We start from the raw sequence: 18,643 nt of genomic DNA, 5'->3' as shown, positions 1-18,643 counted from the left end.
ATACTCCTCCTCAAGACGGTTGCTTCATTTGATAGACGAATGCCAGTACTTCCGCAATGGCTTGATAAAACGATTCGTCTACCACTTCACCGATGTCGATTTGCGCATAGAGCGCGCGCGCGAGTGGTTTATTTTCAACAATGGCCACGTCATGTTCTTTTGCGACATCTCGAATATGAAAGGCGACCCGGTCGACCCCTTTGGCGACCACGAGCGGCGCAAAATCTTTCGTGTCATCATATCGAATGACGACCGCGTAATGGGTCGGGTTCGTGATGACGACATCGGCATTCGGTATCTCTTGCATCATCCGTCGCATCGCCATTTCCCGTTGTTGCTGTTTGATTTTAGATTTGATGAGTGGGTCACCTTCCGTATTTTTGTACTCATCTTTTATATCTTGCTTAGACATTCGGATCGATTTCTCGAAATCAAATCGTTGGTAGAATAAATCGAGTAGTGCAAGTGCGAGCAAGGCGACACTTACCCAAAGACCGAGTTCAATCGTGATACTCGCGAGTGCGACAATCGATTCACGAACTTGTTCGACGGCCATCCGAGACAGTTCTTTCTGATTTTTCCAAAGGACAGCGACAGCGGTTGTCAGGATGATTAACAATTTGAATAAGGACTTTAAAAATTCGACGACCGCTTTCATACTGACGATGCGTTTGACCCCCTTGATCGGGTCGATCCGCTCAAGCTTTGGTTGAATGGCTTCTAAAGAAAATAACGTTCCGATTTGTAGGTAATTGATGAGAATCCCAAACACGACGGCAACGACAAAGAACGGAGCCAAAATCAAACCGACACGGAGCATTAAGTCGACGACCATATCCGACATGCCGCCCGTCACGTTAAACAATAAATACTCTGGGCTGAGTAAATCGCTGATTAAAGAAAGCAATTGCTGCCCAATCACGGGACCGAAAAAAGATAACATGAGAAACATCGCAAAAAGTGCGAACGCTCCAGTCAAATCGGCTGATTTGGCGACTTGCCCCTTCTTTCGGGAGTCTTCCCGTTTACGCGGCGTCGCTTTTTCTGTCTTTTCGCCTGCAAAAAACTGTAGATTGACCGATAAAGGATATAGAGGCTTCTTCATGAGGCGTCTCCTAATATGAGCATAAAGTCGTGCATCACTTCTTGTAATAGCGGGATGAACTGACTGATCCCTGTCAATGTCAGTCCCATCAATAAAACCATGACGGCAAAGCCGGCGATGAGTTTAAATGAAAATCCGATGGCAAAGATATTGAACTGTGGCGCTGACTTCGCTAAAAATCCGAGAGCTAAGTCAACAAGGAGCAAGGAAGCCATCATCGGCAACGCCAATTGCAACGCGACCATCATGGTCATGGTGACGACTTTCACGGCCATCATCAAAGAGGCTTCGGTAAAGTTGATCATCGGTTGACCAGGCGGATAGATTTGAAAGCTATAATAAATGCCATCAATCAGCAGAAGATGCAGGTTGCTCGTTAACAAAATGAACAGCGTAAAAATATAATAAAATCGTCCAATCAATGGCGATTGACCGCCAAACATCGGATCATATGCCGAAGCCATCGCTAATCCGAGCTGTAAATCAATGACCCCACCGGCAATTTGTGGTGCAAAAAATAGGATGTTGATTAACAGTCCAAGTAAAAGTCCGATCATGACTTCATAGACGACTTGCAGGACGAACGCATTCGTCATCTGGATTGGCTCGGTCAGTGTGAACATCGCGTAATACGCTAAAAACGCACTGAATCCGACGCGGTGCATGACCGGTAATTGTCTCGTCGAGAACAACGGGACACTGACAAAAAAGCCAGACAGTCGTGCGAACGTTAACCCATACATACTGATGAAGTCGACCGCATTCATTTCGATGCAACCTCAACCATCAACTCAAAGATCAAACGCGTGAATCCTTCAATCTGTTGAAGCATCCACGGTCCAAAGATGACGAGACCGATGAAGACCGAAATAATTTTCGGAACGAACGATAGCGTTTGTTCTTGAATTTGAGTCGTGGCCTGTAAAATCGAGATCACGAGACCGACGATCAGTGAGATGAGCAGAAGTGGCATTGATATTTTTAATAAGGTCCACACACTCTCTGTCGCCAAATAGATGACCATTTCTTGTGTCATGTCCGTTCCCCCTACATACTTCTAAGCAATGATTCCACAATCAAGTGCCAGCCATCGACCAATACAAACAACAATAATTTAAACGGCAGTGCAATCATGACCGGTGGAAGCATCATCATCCCCATCGACATGAGGACACTTGCGACTACCATATCAATGATCAAAAACGGTAAGAAAATCATGAAGCCGATTTGGAAAGCGGTCTTCAACTCACTGATCGCGTAAGCAGGCACCAAAGCGAGGAGCGGCACATCATCAAGTGTCTCCGGCTGCTCGTAGTTCCCATACTTTAAGAACAGTTGTAAATCTTCTTGTCTTGTATATTTCGACATAAACTCCTTCATCGTCCCACTTGCCTCATCGAACGCCTCATCTTGTGAGATCTTGTCATCGAGGTACGGTTTCAATGCGTTCTCGTTCAAATCCGAGAGAACCGGAGACATGACGAACAGTGTGATGAATAGTGCCAATCCGACAATCAATTGGTTCGGTGGCGTTTGCTGTGTACCGAGTGCCGGTCGAATGAATGACAAGACGACCACGACCCGAGTAAAGCAAGTCATCAAGATTAAAAAGGATGGTGCGAGCGTCAGCAATGTCAACAAAATCAAAAGCTTGATGGATGTCGACGTACTGTCCGGTGTTTCTAAATTGATCAATTGCTCAAACGTCGTCATGATTTCTTCCTCACTTCTTCTAGCTGAGCGAGTTGTTTCTTAAAGGTGTCTAAAAATGCATTCGAATTTGACGTTCGGAGTGACAAGGATTCCGTTTGTTCTTCCTCGATCGTGTCCGCATCGAGTCGATCGATCAGTTGAATCGAATCGCCGACACCGAGTACATACACTTGGTCACCGAGCTTCACGAGCTGGACGGAACGGTCTTTTCCGAGCGGGACGCCTCCGAGATGTTTCATATGTTGAGTCGCTTTCACGCCTTGTGTTTTAGAACTGAGCCAACGCATCAAGACGATAAATCCGCCGACCACGACCACGAGACTCAACACGACTTTCACGCCATTGCCAATGGTTGACGCTGTCGTTGGAACGTTACTTTCCTGTTCATCTGTCTGTTGTTGCTCGAATTGTTGGTCTACGGTGGCGGCCTCAACCGTGGCCGGAGCAGAGAGCCCGACCACGAGGAGAATAATCAACCACCATTTCTTCATTGTGCGACCGTTTTAGAAACTGCTTCGATGACACGTTCTGCATTGAAAGGCTTGACGATGAAGTCTTTTGCTCCAGCTTGAATGGCATCGATGACCATCGCTTGTTGTCCCATCGCTGAACACATGATGATTTTCGCATTCGAGTCGAAGCTACGAATTTCTTTCAATGCTGCGAGTCCATCCATCTCAGGCATCGTGATATCAAGTGTGACGAGATCCGGTGTGAGTTCACGGTATTTCGCGACAGCGTCCGCGCCGTTTTCTGCCTCACCTACTACGTCATATCCATTCTTTGTCAAAATGTCCTTGATCATCATACGCATGAACGCTGCGTCATCCACTACTAATACTTTTGCACTCATTCTAAATTCCTCCTTAAACGATTCCGATCCGCTCATGCGGTTGAATAATTTCTGTTACACGTACCCCAAAGTTTTCTTCAATGACAACGACTTCTCCTCTAGCGATTCGCTGTTGGTTGACATAAATGTCTACCGGCTCACCCGCTAGTTTGTCGAGTTCGATGATGGAGCCCTGTGATAACTCAAGTACTTCCCGAACGGATTTCTTCGTTCTTCCTAACTCTACTGTCACGTTTAACGGGACATCGTATAACAACCCAAGATTCGCCGGGGCCGCTTCTTGCGATGCCGGTGATTGGAGCGGCATGAATTCCGCTTGGCTAACTGCCACTTCCGGCATCGATTTTTGTTTACTTGGTTGCGGGGTGACTGGTTGCGCCTGTTGTTGGGCTTGCGGTTGTGGTTTTGGCGCTTCCGCTTGCGGCTGCGCTTTCACCGGTTCCGGTGCTGCCTGGGCTTCCCCTGTAGCTTTCATCAACTCATCGACCAATTGCTTTCCAAATTGAATCGGTGCGATCTGAACGATTGTTGAATCAATCAACGTACCTACTTTGAGATTGAACTCGATGAGTACCATCGTCTCCCAAAGTTCAAGGCGATCGATGATGGTTTGGTTCTTCGTCGCATCGAACACTTCGACAAGCGGTGGCGAGATGTCAATCTTCTTCGAAAATACCGTCGATAAAGACGTTGCGGCCGCCCCCATCATTTGGTTCATTGCTTCTTGAACTGCCGACAACCGAATCTCATCAAGGCTCTCCGGATCAACATTTTCTCCGGTCCCGCCTAACATGAGGTCAGAGATGATGGCCGCATCTTCGCGAGTCAAGACGAGGACGTTCTCCCCTTGGATTCCTTCTGTGTAGCCTACTCGAAGCGCCACATGAGGAGTGGGATAGCGTTCGCGTAACGCTTCAATTCTCACTTCACTGACAACCGGTGTAGTGATTTCAACTTTTTGTTGTAGTAATGTTGACAAGGCCGTTGCCGAGTTCCCGAATGAAATATTCCCAATTTCTCCGAGTGCATCGCTCTCCATCGAATCTAAATGTTCTTCTTTCGCATCGACTTCTGGCGTCGGCGTATTGTCGCTTGTCCCGCGTAATAACGCATCAATTTCATCTTGTGACAGCATCTCACTCATTGCTCTTCCTCCTTCACACGGTGAAGCACTTGAACCGCCATTCGCTTCCCGCTCACACCGACTTGCCCTTTAAATACTTTATTTTCCCCCACCATGACGGACAGGGGTTCTTTTGCTAATTGATTGAGTGCCAAACAATCTCCGACTTCTAGATGCAACAAATCTCCAAATGTGATCGTCGTCTCACCGAGTAAGGATACGACCTCGACCGTCGAGTTCATCAATTGGGCTTTAAGCGGTTCCTTACTCGATTGACTCGCATTTCGTCGATTCGCTTCTTGCATCCAGTAATGACTCGATAGCTTGGACAATACCGGTTCGATTGTGACAAATGGCAGACAGATGTTGATCGTTCCGCTCACTTCACCGATTGTCACACCGATTGAAATCAAGACGACCGTTTCGTTTGGTGAGACGAGTTGCAGGAACTGCGGATTCACTTCCACGGCTGACATTTCTGCTTTAATCTCAGCAATCGATTCCCAAGCATCCCCATATGTCGAAAACGCCCGTTTGTACAATTGCGTCAAGATCCGCATCTCGATTTCGGTGAACGATTCGATTTTGTCCATCTCGACACCGGGACCACCGAGTAATCGGTCTAACATCGCGTACGAGATGTTCGGATTGACCTCGATGATGAATCGCCCGTTTAACGGTGGCGCCTCAATCAAGTTGATCATCGTCATGCTCGGAATAGAATGAATGAATTCATCGTACGGTAATTGTTCGACCGAGTTGACCGAAAACTGAACGTACGTGCGAAGTTGGGCCGAGAAAAATGTCGTGAGCATTCGTGTGAAATGCTCATGAATCCGAGTTAAGCTACGAATTTGGTCTTTTGAAAATCGAACGGCTCGCTTGAAGTCGTATTGTCGTACTTTCTTCTCTTCCTCTTGCGCGAGAAAGGAGTCCGCTTCGACATCCCCACTGCTTAAAGCAGATAGTAAGGCATCAATTTCTTGTTGAGACAGTACTTCTCCCATGATGCCACCTCACTGAATAATTTTCTTCGTCATATAGACGCGTTGGACTTCACCTTCTTCAAGCAGTCCGTTAAGTTGTTCTCGTAATGTTTGTTCGAACTTTTGCATATCCTCTTTTGTTGCCAATTGGGCTTTCGTCATCCCGGATAAGTCACCTAAAATGACGTTGTGCACTTGGAATTTGCGAAGTTCTAAATTCTCTTTCGTTTCAGCCGAATCTGTGACGATCGTAAATTGAACGTTGATGAAACGCTCGTCTTGAATGTTCGTCGTCATATCATCGGTCATGAAACTCCGTTCTGCCAACTCTTCAGCTGTGACCGGTTTCGTTTTAGCAGTGACGTTATCACCGAAGACATATTTGTACGTCATGAATCCGGCACCGCCCATGACGAGCAGGACGACAAGCAGGATGATTACGACCTTTAGGCCGCCACCTTTTTTATTTTCTTCTTCACTCATCTTCTTCACCTCTTGTGAACATCGTTCCGACTAAACCGATTGAGCGGTAAAAGGCTTCAGTTCGTTCAATGATTTGATCTTTCGTTTCTTTTACGAGATACGTTTTGCCATTAAACAATTGGATGATCGTGTCGGGCTCTGCCTTCACCGTTTCGATGAGCAAAGCGTTCAGCACGAACTCCTCACCGCGAAATGCCGTGACGCGAATCATCAGCGTTTCAAGTTGACGAGTTCTTGAAGGATCTCGTCCGATGTTGTGATAATTCGTGTGTTCGCCTGGAATCCACGCTGTGCCACGATCATTTCTGTGAACTCTTCTGATAGGTCAACGTTTGACATTTCAAGTGCACCTGAGACAAGTTCACCGCGACCGCCCGCACCAGGTACGCCAAACTGTGGAGCACCGGAGTTTTGTGATTGTACGAAGTTGTTGGCTCCGACTTTTGATAACCCGGCATTGTTCGAGAAGTTCGACGTGACGATATAACCAGCGATACGAAGTTCACCATTAGCAGCTACGAAACTAACTTGTCCGTCTTTACCAATTGAAAGCGATTTTGCATCTGTTGGGATTTTAATTCGACCGTATTTAACGGTTTGTGTACCTGCATCAGCTGCTAAATAAGGTGCGTCTAAGTTCGCCCCCATATTTACTGCAGTAGGTGTGGCTGCAACTCCGGCAACACCAGAAGGAGGCAACGTGTTCGTCTGAGAACCAATGAGGTATGTCCCGTCGCCCGTCACCAAATTACCTTGGTTGTCCGTGTAGAAGTTCCCAGCGCGCGTGTATTGGATTTGACCATTGACCATCGTCGCATAGAATCCTTCACCTGAAATCCCAACGTCAAGGGCGCGTCCTGTGTTTTGCATGGCACCCTGGTTATAGACGTTATCGACCGTCGCCATCGTCCCCCCGAGACCGACTTCCTTCGGGTTCACACCACCTGTTGTCGCATTTCCGGCCGACGCACTCCCGACTTGTTGACTGACGAGGTCTTTGAACGTGACGCGACCTTTTTTATAACCGAACGTGTTGACGTTGGCGATGTTGTTCCCGACGACGTCTAGCTTCGATTGGAAGTTCTTCAATCCACTGATTCCTGAGTACATTGCTCTTAACATAATGTATTCCTCCTATGCTTATTTGATGGATGTGATATCGTACACGCTGACAGATGTGCCGTCTTCAAGATCAGCCATATATCCGGTTAAGTCGTTACGAGAAATGGAAACGACCCGACCCGACCCTTTCGTCGTCTCTTCACTCGTTTCCGATGTGAAGTCGATCGTTTTCCCAATCATGCTACTGTATTCAGAAATCGACGACATGTGACGGTCGACGAGAACCGAGTCGAGTTGTTTTGAGATGGCTTGCATTTGTTCGAGCGACGAGAACTGTGCCATCTGTGCGATGAATTCTTTATCTTCCATAGGTGACATCGGATCCTGGTTCGCGATTTGAGCGAGAAGCAACTTCATAAACATGTCTTTATCGTATTGATTTGTCGCTTTTGGGAGCGACTGATCTGGCAATGTATAATCATTCGTCTTCGGTTGAATGCTCGTCATCTTCAGACCCTCCTTTAGGCTGTTCTTGTGGTTGTTCTTGTTCCGATTGCTCGGAACCGTCTGACAAGGCTGCTTTAGAATCGAGTGCCTGTTGTGTCAAGTTGACCTCGACCCGAACGTTTTGCGAATGGGGTGTCAACGTTTGTTGCAACTGTTGAACTTGCGATTGAATCAGTTGTTTCGCCTCTTGATTGCTGGCAAACATCTTGACGACAAGTTCTCCATTCTTCCGCTCTAGCTTAACGACGAGTTCCCCTAACTGCTCCGGATATAATCGTACGGTGAATACTTTTGAACCGTCCGCCCCACTTTTGAACGGTGCCTTTTGAAGAGCCGCTTCAATCCGAGCTTGGAAATTTTCAGGAAGGGATCCTTTTGAGGCATACATGACCGTGTCCACGTCAATCTGTGGTCTTGACCAGTTCATCCCTTTCGGCATCCAGTCTACGTTATTTGGCTGTAGCGCAGGTTTTGCGATTTTTAAGGTTTCAACATTTGGCAAGACGGGAACTTCTTTCAATGTACCTTCGATTGGTCCTTTATACTGTGTGATGATCCGTTGCATCGTTTGAACCTGTTTGGCAAGTTCTTGGTTTGGAACTTGTTGAGTCAGTGCAATGTTGGTCGTCTGAGTATTTCCCTCTGTTTGCTTCGTAGTATGGACTTTCGGCGTAGTCGTCGTCTGTACAATCGCCGGTAAAACCGAAGACGGGATTTCAGTCTCAGGCGAAGGATTAGACAATTGACCGAGTAAACTTACATATGCATCCATAAACGTCCGATACGCATCTTGTGGCAGTGATTTTAGCCACTTCAATGTATCAGGCTTTTGAAACCATGTTTCGAGTTCCTGTGCCACTTTTTCCAAATCGACTGATCCTTCAGGAAGCACACCTTCTTCAAGTTGAGGAAGTTCTGCCTGCTCCCCTGAGCCTTGCATTGGGGCAAGCATCGCAGAAAGGAGGCTTAAAAATCCACCTGCTCCCTGTGATTCTCCCTCCACTGTTCCAGTACGAGCCATCGATCCTTGAATGGCTTGCGTCAATAAAGCGATATTCAATGTTGGCCCTCCCTTCTTGTGTTCATTGGAGAAGCTGCGTCACAACCGCAGCCTGTTGTGCATTCATTCGTCCTAAGATGTCTGCCTGTTGCTTAGGTGATAGTTCCTTCAACAGTTCAGCAACTTGAGGGCTTTCGAGTTCACCCATAATGGCTGCCGCCTGTTTGGCTGACATTTCTTCATAGACGCTAGCGACGTCAGATGATGATTCCTCTTCTTTTGACGCTGCCTCTAGTTCCGAGACGAGTCGATCTCGTTCACGAATCAAATCGGTGATTTCTTCTTGTCTAGCCTTTACTTCGTTCGTCAATTCCACATTTTCGTTGCGAAGTTTTTCAATCTCACTGTTCGCCGCTTTTAATCGGTTCGCTGCGTCCGAATCGATTCCCGTCACATTCACCTGCGTCTCCGTTTTTTTTGATTCTTCCGTTTTCTCGTCCTCGTTCACTTCTAATAAGGGAACGGATAAGAGCGGACGGTCCATCGCATAGTTCATGACGACGATCCCACCGACTAGGATGAAGATTGCTGGAATGAGGACTAACGCCACGATCATTTGCTTGCCTCGTTTATTGTTCTCTTTTGCCATGCTACTTCCCTTTCCCATGATGAATCACAGCAAGTTCATCCATCATTTGTTGCTCTGTAAGTTTAGCTACCGTCATCTCTTGCATGCTGACCTTTTCATGTAGCGTCACGTATTTCTTTTCTTCCACCACTTTACCGAGCAATCGTTCTTGCGACGCATGATAGCGATTGCGGGCCTGTTGTACGACGAGCTGTTGCGTTTCGATTTGACGTTTCACTTGCTCTCGCGTCTTTTCTCGATACTGCGACATGAGAAGGTCGATGTTTCCAGATTGTTCGTCTTGGTGTTTGATGAGCGACTCATACATGAGAAGAAGGTCATATAGCTTCTCCATCTCTGTCTCAAGTCTTGCCTTAAATCCTCTGACTTCTATGGCGGCATCTTCTTTTTCATGTTCCGCAATCGGCATGATTCGTTCTAATATGAGTCTGTTCATGATTCACCTCGTGCGATATGTGACAAGTGGGTCATCGTCTGTTCGAAAGCAGCATCTTCTTCAATCGATTGTTTTAAAAACGTCAACAAGTATGGATATTTATCCACGGCAGTATCAATCGCAGGATTGGTGCCTTTTTTATACGCTCCGATATTGATTAAATCTTCCGCATCGATATAGGTCGCAAGCCAGCTGCGGAACGTTTGGGCCGCCTCCTTATGTGCCGGAGAAGCGATTTGGTTCATGACCCGGCTGATTGATTTCAGTACATGGATTGCCGGGAATTGCCCACGGTTTGCGAGCGCCCGGTCCATGACAAAGTGTCCGTCTAAAATCCCACGCACCGCATCGGCAATCGGTTCATTCATATCATCTCCGTCGACGAGGACCGTATAGAACGCAGTGATCGACCCTGATGCCGCTGTCCCGCTTCGCTCTAGTAGTTGAGGCAACATGGCGAATACGGACGGGGTGTACCCTTTCGATGTCGGAGGTTCGCCCGTCGCGAGACCAATTTCACGCTGCGCCATCGCAAATCGTGTCACCGAGTCCATCATCAAGACCACTTCTTTCCCTTGGTCCCGGAAGTACTCGGCAATCGCGGTCGCCGTGTAAGCTCCCTTCAACCGAACAAGCGGGGGTTGGTCGCTTGTCGCTACAATCACGACGGAACGAGCCATGCCTTCTGGTCCGAGCTCCTTTTCGATGAACTCTTTTACTTCCCGGCCCCGTTCTCCAATCAAGGCGATGACGTTAATGTCGGCTGAAGAACGTTTGGCAATCATTCCGAGCAAGGTCGACTTCCCGACACCGGAGCCGGCGAACAAACCGACCCGTTGCCCTTTACCTACAGTCAACAGCCCATCGATCATCCGGACACCGGTCGACAGTGCATCCAAAATCCTCGGTCGATTCAACGGGTTAGGGGGTTTGCGTTGAACATCATAACGCTTACCGGTCACAAGTCGTTCACCTGACAGGGGACGCCCTAAACCATCGAGCACTTGACCAATCAACTCTTCCCCTACAGGAACTTGAAGCATTTTCCCCGTTCCTTTGACTAGACAGCCAGGCGCGATTTGTGTGGTTTCACCGTATGGCATGAGAAGGACGCGCTCTTCATTGAATCCGACGACCTCAGCTTCGACTGTTTCATTCGAAGGAAGGACAATCAAACAGCGCTCTCCGACAAACGCACTCGGTCCGTTCGACTCAATCATCAAGCCGATGACTCGACAAACTCGACCGATTTTTCGTGTGAACTCGCCGTCTGTAGACTGTTTAATCGAGCCGAGAACCTGCTCAATAAGCGCCATCCGCTAGAACCTCCTCGATTTTGGCTTGGATCCGTTCGAAACTATATGTCAAATCGACTTCATTGCCACGATGTGGCGACTCGATTCGAACTGCTGTCTCATCCAATGATCCGTCCCCTCGATATTTCAGAGGAGGTGTCTCTACTGTCCGCCACATCGCTTCGAATCGCTGAATCGAGGCAAGACGTGTCGGATGAACAAAGATTGTAAGTGCTTCGGCGTCGATCATGTGTGACATCTGATCACGAATCATCGTCGCAAACAGTTCTTCATCTTTTCGGACAAGGTCTGTCGTCACGTGTGCACTGACTGTAACGGCCAATTCAATGAGTTGTTCTTCCGCTCGCCTCCACTTTTCTTCAAATAAGAGTTCGAGTTCGGTCGAAATGGAATTCAAACGCGTCGTGATCTCTTCAAATTCAGCCAATCCATCCTGCCTACCTTGAAGGAGACCTTCTTGGTATCCTTCTGAACGCGCTTCTTCAAACACTTGTTGCTTCAACCGCTCCAACTGTTCGACTTCCGTCTGCTGAAACTGTTGGAACGCTTCTTCGTCCTGCTTCAACTTCTCATAGCGTGATTGGATGACATCCCCATGATCGATTCCGTCATTCGGTTCTATAACGGGTGTCTCTAATCGCTTCGATTCAATTCGTTGCGGGGTATTCGATGTTGCACGTTGGCGTTTAATTACATTAGACAACGATGTCATCTCCTCCACCTCGACTGATTACAATCTCACCGACGTCCTCTAGACGACGAATGATTCCGACGATTCGACTCTGTGCCTCTTCGACGTCACGCAACCGCACCGGCCCCATGAATTCCATATCTTCTTTGAACGTTTCAACCATACGTTGAGACATGTTCTTGAAGATGATTTGTTTGACTTCTTCTGAAGAGACCTTGAGTGCAAGCAACAAGTCGTCGTTCGCCACTTCGCGAATGATTCGTTGAATCGCACGAGAGTCGAGCGTGACGATATCTTCGAAGACGAACATTCGCTTCTTGATTTCTTCTGCGAGTTCTGGATCTTCGATTTCGAGCGCATCGAGGATGGTGCGTTCCGTCGTCCGGTCGACACCGTTCAAGACTTCGACGACCGCCTCGATTCCACCCGACTGGGCATAATCTTGCATATCTGTCTGTGACAAGTTCTTTTCTAGAATCTGCTCCACCTCATGGATGACGTCTGGATTGAGTCGATCCATCGTCGCAATCCGTTTCGCGACTTCCGATTGAATCTCAGGTGGAAGTTCCGACAGGATCTGCCCTGACTTGACCGGTTCTAAATGCGCTAAGATTAACGCAATCGTCTGAGGATGCTCGTTTTGAATAAAGTTCAATAACTGTTTCGGGTCTGCTTTTCGTGCAAACTCGAACGGTCTGACCTGTAAGGTGGAAGTCAGACGATGAATCAATGCCATCGCCTTGTCTTCACCAACTGCTTTTTCAAGGACAGTTTTCGCAAACCCGATTCCACCCTGAGTGATATAACTTTGTGCCATGGCGAGTTCATGGAACTCACCGAGAATACTATCCTTTTCTTCCGGGGACACTTTTTTTAACGCTGAAATTTGAAGCGTCAGTTGTTCCATCTCTTCTTCTGAAAGATGTTTGTAGACGTTCGCTGCCACTTCAGGTCCCAGGGAAATCATGAGCATCGCTGCTTTTTCGCGATTCGATTGTTTTGCATAGTTCACGTTACTCACTCCTCAGACATCCAAGTACGAAGCAGTTTAGCAAACTCTTCTGGATTACTTTCAGCTAATTTTTCTAACTGTTTCTTCTTCACTGCACCTTCGCCTCGCTCTTCGAGGTCTAGGTCAGGTACTTCATCTTCATATGGAACTTCCCATTCGTTCGTCTCTTCCACAACCTCTTGCTTCCGTCTACGCATCGCGAAGAAGATCAAGGCAAGAATTACGACTGCACCCGCCGCTGCCGCATACATCCACCAAGGTGTCGGTTGCTCTGTTGCTGCAACCTCTTCCACTTCAGCGAACGGTCTCGACACGACGACAACTTTCTGTTCGAGTTCAGCATCCGTGATGGCTTCATCCGTCTTCGCTAACGACGTCCGAATAATGGAATACATCATCGTCTCGAGGTCGCCTTCTAACTGCGGATCGATACTTGTTGCGCCATCTGGTGGTTCAACGATGAGTTGGACTCCGAGGTCACGAATCGTATATGGTGCGTTTTGAATCTGCTTCGTGATGCGGTTGACCTCGTAATTGATGATTTCATGATTCTTTTCACTTTCTTCTGTGCCATCGCCAGTCGCTGCCGGGAAGTTGATTGTGTCGTTCTCACCAGTTCCCGTCGCTTCTGTCGCCGTACCTGTTCCGCCAGTGTATGCTTCAGCAATCCGCTCGGCAGACGTGACGATGCCTTCCATGTTTTCTTCATCGACCGGTGTGACAAGATTCTGTTCTTCAGCCGTTTGTGTCGTGTCGATGTCTGCTGTGACGGAAACGAGTACGCTCCGTTCGCCGAGTAGAACCGAGAGCATCTGTTGGATTTGTTGACGTACGTCTTTTTCGACTTGTCGCTTCAACGCCAATGGATCTGACGAGGAACCTCCAGCAACAACAGTCTGGTCGAGATCATAATACGTGAAGTATTGGTCCATAATTGAAATGTTTTCCGGTTTCAAGTTCGGGACACTCTTACTAATCAAATGATAGAGACCTTTTACTGTGTTTGGTTCTAAATTCGTCCCCGCTCCGATGTTCAAGACGATGGACGCGGTAGGCTCACCTTGATCTTCTGCCAAGAAGACAGACTTCTCAGGAAGTGAGATGATGACTTTCGCTTGATTGATTCCTTCAATCTGTGTGATGAGTCGCTCTAGCTCCGTCTGCATCGCACTACGTTCGATGACAGCCATCTCACGGTCTGTCGTTCCGAACCCTGCGTTTTCGCTGAAGAAACTATAATCAATCGAGCCGGACTTTGGAATCCCGGCAGCAGCCAAACTCACTTTCAACTGATCGACCATTTCAGTCGGCACATACACGCTCACACCGTTCGAAGTCGCCTTGATTTCCGACTGTACCCCGTCTGCTGTCAACTTCTCTGTCACTTCGCCCGCTTCTTGAGCAGACAAGTTTGTATAGAGAGGTGCCATGTTTGGCCTTGAAAGGAAGAATGTGAGTACGAGGGCCGCGATTAGTATGACCGCGATCGAGATGCCCCATACGAGTTTACGTTTCGCTGGCATCGCCTTTAATGCACCGGTCATGGATTTGAATCGTTCTTTTAATTGTTCATTCATCGCAACTTGTCATCCTCTACAATTAAACTTGCATTCGCATCATTTCTTGATAGGCCTCAACAGCCTTGTTCCTCACCTCGATGGCAAGTTGCATCGCAATCGACGACTCTTCACTTTGAATCATCACCTGATGAAGGTCAGCTTTCCCGACCGCCAAATCTTTACGGGCTTGACTAGTCGCTTGTTGTGTCTCATTCAATGCGTTCATCGCTTCATTCAAGTATGACCCAAATTGAGATGGGTTCGTTTTATTCAGTGATGGCGTGAGTTCTGGGCTCATCAATTGAATTGGATTAATTTGCATCCGTTAACACTCCTTATCCTTTACCAATCTCCATCGCTTTTACGAGCATCGCCTTCGAGGCGTTCATCGCTGCAATGTTTGCTTCGTACGAACGAGTCGCACCCATCAAATCGACCATTTCTTTCAAGAGATCGACGTTCGGCATTTGTACGTACCCTCGCTCATCCGCATCGGGATGATTCGGGTTATAAGCCAATTTATACGGTGCATCGTCTTCGATGATTTGAGATACCTGCACCCCTCCATTAACGGCATCCATTTGCTTCCGGAATGGCGCTTCTTGCAACACGGTCATCTTTCGTGTGTATGGTTGCCACTCTCCGTCCACGAGTCTCCCGCGAGTCGTCTGAGCGTTGGCGATGTTCGCCGACACGGTATCCATTCGTAGCCGTTGTGACGTCAACGCTGAAGCTGAAATATGAAAACTATCAAACATTCCCATTGATTAACGACCTCCCCGAATAACAGATTTTAATCCCCCGAGCCTACGATTCAATTGCTCCATCATCGCCTCATACTGGAGTTGGTTTCGTGCCAGCTCACTCATTTCATAATCCAAGTCGACGTTGTTGCCATCACTCCTCATGGCGCCACCAGCTCGATCGATGACTTTCGACTGGGTCGAGTCACTCGGACGACCACCTTGCAGCTTGAGTCGCATCTCACTCTGAAGCGTCTGCTCAAACACAGCCTGTTTGGCTTTGAAATTCGGCGTATCAATGTTTGAAAGGTTATGACTGATGACCTTTTGGTTAAGGACTGAATGGTTGATGGCTTGCTTTAGTAATTGATAGTCACTACCAATCCAATTCACGGCGTTCACTCACTTTCATATAATGACTACTAAATATACCTCATTTGGAAAATCTACTATTTCATTGAAACAAATCTGTAACAGTTCTGAAAGATATTTTTTAAAACATAGGTAAATGGCTTAATATCTTTTTGTCGAAATCACGTCAAAAGGTGAAAATAATTACTTTTGTACTAAAAAAAACCGCCTCCTTATCAAGGAAAGCGGTTTTTTAGGAATAAAGTCCCTTTTAAAAGTGTTTTCAATGGAAATTACACATCGAAAGTTGTATTTCAGTTTGATTTCAGTTTTTGCAATTCAAACAAGAAGTTGTCATTTAATATCTTGATATACGTTCCTTTCATTCCTAAAGAACGTGATTCAATGACCCCTGCACTTTCTAATTTCCGAAGTGCGTTGACGATGACCGAACGCGTGATTCCCACTCTGTCGGCAATTTTGGAAGCAACTAGCAATCCTTCGTTTCCACCAAGCTCTTCGAAGATATGTTCGATTGCCTCAAGCTCTGAATACGATAACGAGTTAATCGCCATCTGGACGACTGCTTTCTTACGTGCCGACGTTTCTGCTTCCGCAGCCTTCTCACGAAGGATCTCCATTCCAACTACAGTTGCAGAGTACTCCGCGAGAACGAGGTCATCTTCTGTGAATTCATTCGCCAATCGACCGAGTACGAGCGTACCTAAACGTTCTCCTCCACCGATGATTGGAACAATCGTCGTCATGGAGTTGAGGAATAGATCGTGGTTCTCGACTGGGAATGCTGTATATTCACTATCGATATCGATGTTCGCTGTCGTTTCTTTCACATTGAACAAGTTCGAAGCATATGGCTCCGGGAACTGTCGATCGACTAAGAATGCTTTCATCCGGTCATTCTCAATCTGTTGTTTGATTGCAAAACCGAGAAGTCGTCCCCGACGACTCACGATAAACGTGTTGGACTCAAGGACTTCACGCATTTTGTCCGCCATTTCTTTAAAGTCAACGTGCGCACTTGCCTCTTGTTGAAGCATTGTGTTTAATTGGCGTGTTTTTTCTAGTAAGTTCATATTCTCTATTTCCTCCCTGTATGTGCATACAGAATCTTATAATATATATTGGCTCAAATCACGATCGTCGGCGATGGAACCGACTTTTGCTTGTACGTAAGCTGGTGTGATTTCTACGGTTGTTTGTGGCATATCTGCCGCTTCAAATGATAAATCTTCTAAAACGCGCTCCATTATAGTATAGAGGCGACGTGCACCGATGTCATCGGTCTCCCGATTGACATGTGTCGCAATTTTCGCAATTTCTTCAATGGCCTCATGCGTGAAACGGACCGTGATTTCTTCAGATTCTAACAAGGCCGTATATTGTTTAATGAGTGCCTGTGACGGTTCCGTCAAAATCTTGACGAAGTCTTCTTCCGTCAAGCTGCTCAATTCAACACGAATTGGGAAGCGTCCTTGTAGCTCTGGAATCAGGTCAGACGGCTTAGCCATATGGAATGCACCGGCCGCGATGAAAAGAACATGATCCGTTTTAACCGGTCCATACTTCGTGACGACCGTAGATCCTTCTACAATCGGAAGAATGTCACGCTGCACCCCTTCACGGGATACTCCGGCGTGATCTTGTGATTTTGTGGCGATCTTATCGATTTCATCCACGAAGATGATACCCATCTGTTCACTGCGCCGCACGGCTTCATCGTGGACTTCGTTCAAGTCCAGCAAGTTCTCTGCTTCTTCAGCAATGAGAAGCGGTCTTGCTTCACGAACCGTCAACTTACGTTGTTTCCGTTTCTTTGGAACGATTTGACCGAGCATATCCTGAAGATTCGACAAACCTTCCATCCCTTGACCTTGAAACAAATCCATCGTCTGCTTTTCTTCTAATTCCACTTCAATCACGCGTTCTTCGAGTTCACCGAGTTCGAGCAAGCGTCGAAGTTGCGAACGGTCATTATTGGATGTGTCCGACGTGGTTTCTGGCTGTTGTGTCTGTCCGCCGAACAACGCTTCGAACGGATTCGATGCAGTAGGTGTCGCTTTTGCTTTTCCTTGTAGTGCATCTAAAAGGCGTTCCGTCGCCGCACGTTCCGCTGGCTCCTTCACATCTTCTTTTTTCTCTTCTTTGACAAGACGAACCGATGCCTCAACGAGATCACGTACCATCGATTCAACGTCACGACCGACGTAACCAACTTCCGTAAATTTCGTTGCTTCTACCTTCACAAACGGTGCACCGACAAGCTTAGCTAACCGTCGAGCAATTTCGGTCTTTCCGACCCCGGTCGGTCCGATCATCAAAATATTTTTTGGTGTAACCTCATCGCGAAGGTCTGCACTTAACTTTTGACGTCGATAGCGATTTCGTAGAGCAATCGAAACTGCTCGCTTGGCATCCTTTTGTCCGATTACAAAACGGTCTAACTCCGTTACGATTTGTCTAGGTGTCAACTCTCGGTTCATTCAGCAGCGCCTCCAATCGTTTCTACAATGACTTGATCATTTGTATACACGCAAAGCTCACCAGCGATTTCAAGAGCGGCACGCGCGATTTCTTCAGCAGACTTTTCAGCAGAATGGCGTACGAGTGCGCGACCTGCCGCTAAGGCATAGTTCCCACCGGATCCGATTGCAAGAATTCCATCGTCCGGCTCAATCACTTCTCCATTCCCAGAGACGAGCAAAAGATGATCGGCATCCATCACAATCAATAGTGCCTCGAGTTGACGCAACATCTTATCCCCACGCCATTCTTTCGCAAGTTCTACCGCTGCTCGCGGCAAGTTACCGTTATACATTTCAAGTTTCGATTCAAACTTTTCAAACAATGTGAAAGCATCGGCTACGCTACCTGCAAAACCGGCAACGACTTTCCCGCCATAAAGGCGTCTGACTTTCTTCGCCTTGTTTTTCATGATGACGGCATTCCCGAATGTGACTTGGCCATCTCCACTCATCGCACATTGGCCATTGTGTCGAACTGCAAAAATCGTTGTTGCATGAAACATATCGTAAC

General features: G+C 47.3%; 25 protein-coding genes. All 25 read right to left on the bottom strand.

Features of this window, described 5'->3' with window-relative positions; translation table 11 throughout:
• Positions 1-10: 10 nt before the first annotated feature.
• Positions 11-1,105 (bottom strand): flagellar biosynthesis protein FlhB, encoded by a 1,095-nt coding sequence (flhB, locus tag KNO70_RS09100; protein WP_214684481.1) that lies wholly within the window; start codon positions 1,103-1,105, stop codon positions 11-13.
• Positions 1,102-1,872 carry a flagellar biosynthetic protein FliR gene (fliR, locus tag KNO70_RS09095; protein ID WP_147537295.1) on the bottom strand — a complete coding sequence of 257 codons (771 nt, stop codon included), beginning with the start codon at positions 1,870-1,872 and terminating at the stop codon, positions 1,102-1,104. Before fliR ends, flhB begins: the two co-directional genes overlap by 4 nt.
• A complete protein-coding gene (gene fliQ, locus KNO70_RS09090) occupies positions 1,869-2,141 on the bottom strand; it encodes a flagellar biosynthesis protein FliQ (protein WP_015881403.1) in 273 nt (90 codons plus the stop codon). Before fliQ ends, fliR begins: the two co-directional genes overlap by 4 nt.
• An 11-nt stretch (positions 2,142-2,152) precedes the next feature.
• Positions 2,153-2,818, bottom strand: coding sequence for a flagellar type III secretion system pore protein FliP (gene fliP / locus KNO70_RS09085; protein WP_015881402.1), 666 nt, complete (start codon positions 2,816-2,818; stop codon positions 2,153-2,155).
• A complete protein-coding gene (locus KNO70_RS09080) occupies positions 2,815-3,309 on the bottom strand; it encodes a flagellar biosynthetic protein FliO (protein WP_214757109.1) in 495 nt (164 codons plus the stop codon). Before KNO70_RS09080 ends, fliP begins: the two co-directional genes overlap by 4 nt.
• Positions 3,306-3,671 (bottom strand): response regulator, encoded by a 366-nt coding sequence (locus tag KNO70_RS09075; protein ID WP_015881400.1) that lies wholly within the window; start codon positions 3,669-3,671, stop codon positions 3,306-3,308. Before KNO70_RS09075 ends, KNO70_RS09080 begins: the two co-directional genes overlap by 4 nt.
• Positions 3,672-3,684: 13 nt before the next feature.
• Positions 3,685-4,815 carry a flagellar motor switch phosphatase FliY gene (gene fliY, locus KNO70_RS09070; RefSeq protein WP_078146708.1) on the bottom strand — a complete coding sequence of 377 codons (1,131 nt, stop codon included), beginning with the start codon at positions 4,813-4,815 and terminating at the stop codon, positions 3,685-3,687.
• Positions 4,812-5,801, bottom strand: a complete 990-nt coding sequence (gene fliM / locus KNO70_RS09065) for a flagellar motor switch protein FliM (protein ID WP_214687937.1) — start codon at positions 5,799-5,801, stop codon at positions 4,812-4,814. Before fliM ends, fliY begins: the two co-directional genes overlap by 4 nt.
• A gap of 9 nt (positions 5,802-5,810) precedes the next feature.
• Positions 5,811-6,263 (bottom strand): flagellar basal body-associated FliL family protein, encoded by a 453-nt coding sequence (locus KNO70_RS09060; RefSeq protein WP_078146706.1) that lies wholly within the window; start codon positions 6,261-6,263, stop codon positions 5,811-5,813.
• Positions 6,256-6,474 carry a flagellar FlbD family protein gene (locus tag KNO70_RS09055; RefSeq protein ID WP_031421671.1) on the bottom strand — a complete coding sequence of 73 codons (219 nt, stop codon included), beginning with the start codon at positions 6,472-6,474 and terminating at the stop codon, positions 6,256-6,258. The genes KNO70_RS09060 and KNO70_RS09055 overlap by 8 nt, the downstream gene beginning before the upstream one ends.
• Complete coding sequence (flgG, locus tag KNO70_RS09050; RefSeq protein ID WP_214687935.1) at positions 6,474-7,385, bottom strand: flagellar basal body rod protein FlgG; 912 nt, start codon at positions 7,383-7,385, stop codon at positions 6,474-6,476. Before flgG ends, KNO70_RS09055 begins: the two co-directional genes overlap by 1 nt.
• 18 nt (positions 7,386-7,403) lie before the next feature.
• The gene (locus KNO70_RS09045; protein ID WP_078146704.1) at positions 7,404-7,832 is read right to left on the bottom strand and encodes a flagellar hook capping FlgD N-terminal domain-containing protein; all 429 of its coding nucleotides are present in this window, start codon (positions 7,830-7,832) and stop codon (positions 7,404-7,406) included.
• Entirely contained in the window at positions 7,804-8,892 is a 1,089-nt protein-coding gene (locus KNO70_RS09040) for a flagellar hook-length control protein FliK (RefSeq protein ID WP_214812233.1), read from the bottom strand. The genes KNO70_RS09045 and KNO70_RS09040 overlap by 29 nt, the downstream gene beginning before the upstream one ends.
• Before the next feature lie 22 nt (positions 8,893-8,914).
• Positions 8,915-9,481, bottom strand: coding sequence for a MotE family protein (locus KNO70_RS09035; protein WP_214687933.1), 567 nt, complete (start codon positions 9,479-9,481; stop codon positions 8,915-8,917).
• A 1-nt stretch (position 9,482) separates the two neighbouring features.
• Positions 9,483-9,917, bottom strand: a complete 435-nt coding sequence (locus KNO70_RS09030) for a flagellar FliJ family protein (RefSeq protein WP_159562090.1) — start codon at positions 9,915-9,917, stop codon at positions 9,483-9,485.
• Entirely contained in the window at positions 9,914-11,233 is a 1,320-nt protein-coding gene (gene fliI, locus KNO70_RS09025) for a flagellar protein export ATPase FliI (protein WP_078146700.1), read from the bottom strand. Before fliI ends, KNO70_RS09030 begins: the two co-directional genes overlap by 4 nt.
• Positions 11,220-11,945: a FliH/SctL family protein gene (locus KNO70_RS09020; RefSeq protein ID WP_078146699.1), complete on the bottom strand. Its 726-nt coding sequence runs from the start codon at positions 11,943-11,945 to the stop codon at positions 11,220-11,222. Before KNO70_RS09020 ends, fliI begins: the two co-directional genes overlap by 14 nt.
• Positions 11,929-12,936: a flagellar motor switch protein FliG gene (gene fliG / locus KNO70_RS09015; RefSeq protein ID WP_026826250.1), complete on the bottom strand. Its 1,008-nt coding sequence runs from the start codon at positions 12,934-12,936 to the stop codon at positions 11,929-11,931. Before fliG ends, KNO70_RS09020 begins: the two co-directional genes overlap by 17 nt.
• 5 nt (positions 12,937-12,941) lie before the next feature.
• Entirely contained in the window at positions 12,942-14,513 is a 1,572-nt protein-coding gene (gene fliF / locus KNO70_RS09010) for a flagellar basal-body MS-ring/collar protein FliF (RefSeq protein ID WP_078146698.1), read from the bottom strand.
• Positions 14,514-14,535: 22 nt separating this feature from the next.
• Positions 14,536-14,817, bottom strand: a complete 282-nt coding sequence (fliE, locus tag KNO70_RS09005; RefSeq protein WP_074037250.1) for a flagellar hook-basal body complex protein FliE — start codon at positions 14,815-14,817, stop codon at positions 14,536-14,538.
• 13 nt (positions 14,818-14,830) lie between these two features.
• The gene (flgC, locus tag KNO70_RS09000) at positions 14,831-15,259 is read right to left on the bottom strand and encodes a flagellar basal body rod protein FlgC (RefSeq protein WP_074037252.1); all 429 of its coding nucleotides are present in this window, start codon (positions 15,257-15,259) and stop codon (positions 14,831-14,833) included.
• A gap of 3 nt (positions 15,260-15,262) precedes the next feature.
• Entirely contained in the window at positions 15,263-15,631 is a 369-nt protein-coding gene (gene flgB / locus KNO70_RS08995) for a flagellar basal body rod protein FlgB (protein ID WP_074037939.1), read from the bottom strand.
• 272 nt (positions 15,632-15,903) lie between these two features.
• On the bottom strand, positions 15,904-16,683 hold the full coding sequence (gene codY / locus KNO70_RS08990) for a GTP-sensing pleiotropic transcriptional regulator CodY (protein ID WP_074037253.1): 780 nt from the start codon (positions 16,681-16,683) through the stop codon (positions 15,904-15,906).
• A gap of 36 nt (positions 16,684-16,719) precedes the next feature.
• A complete protein-coding gene (hslU, locus tag KNO70_RS08985) occupies positions 16,720-18,090 on the bottom strand; it encodes an ATP-dependent protease ATPase subunit HslU (protein ID WP_074037255.1) in 1,371 nt (456 codons plus the stop codon).
• The gene (gene hslV / locus KNO70_RS08980) at positions 18,087-18,635 is read right to left on the bottom strand and encodes an ATP-dependent protease subunit HslV (RefSeq protein WP_078146697.1); all 549 of its coding nucleotides are present in this window, start codon (positions 18,633-18,635) and stop codon (positions 18,087-18,089) included. Before hslV ends, hslU begins: the two co-directional genes overlap by 4 nt.
• Positions 18,636-18,643 lie beyond the last annotated feature (8 nt).

The sequence above is a fragment of the Exiguobacterium sp. s181 genome (assembly GCF_018617125.1).
Taxonomy (GTDB): domain Bacteria; phylum Bacillota; class Bacilli; order Exiguobacteriales; family Exiguobacteriaceae; genus Exiguobacterium; species Exiguobacterium profundum.
Note: the sequence above shows the minus strand (reverse complement) of the source record. Positions and strands in the feature narration are given on the sequence as shown.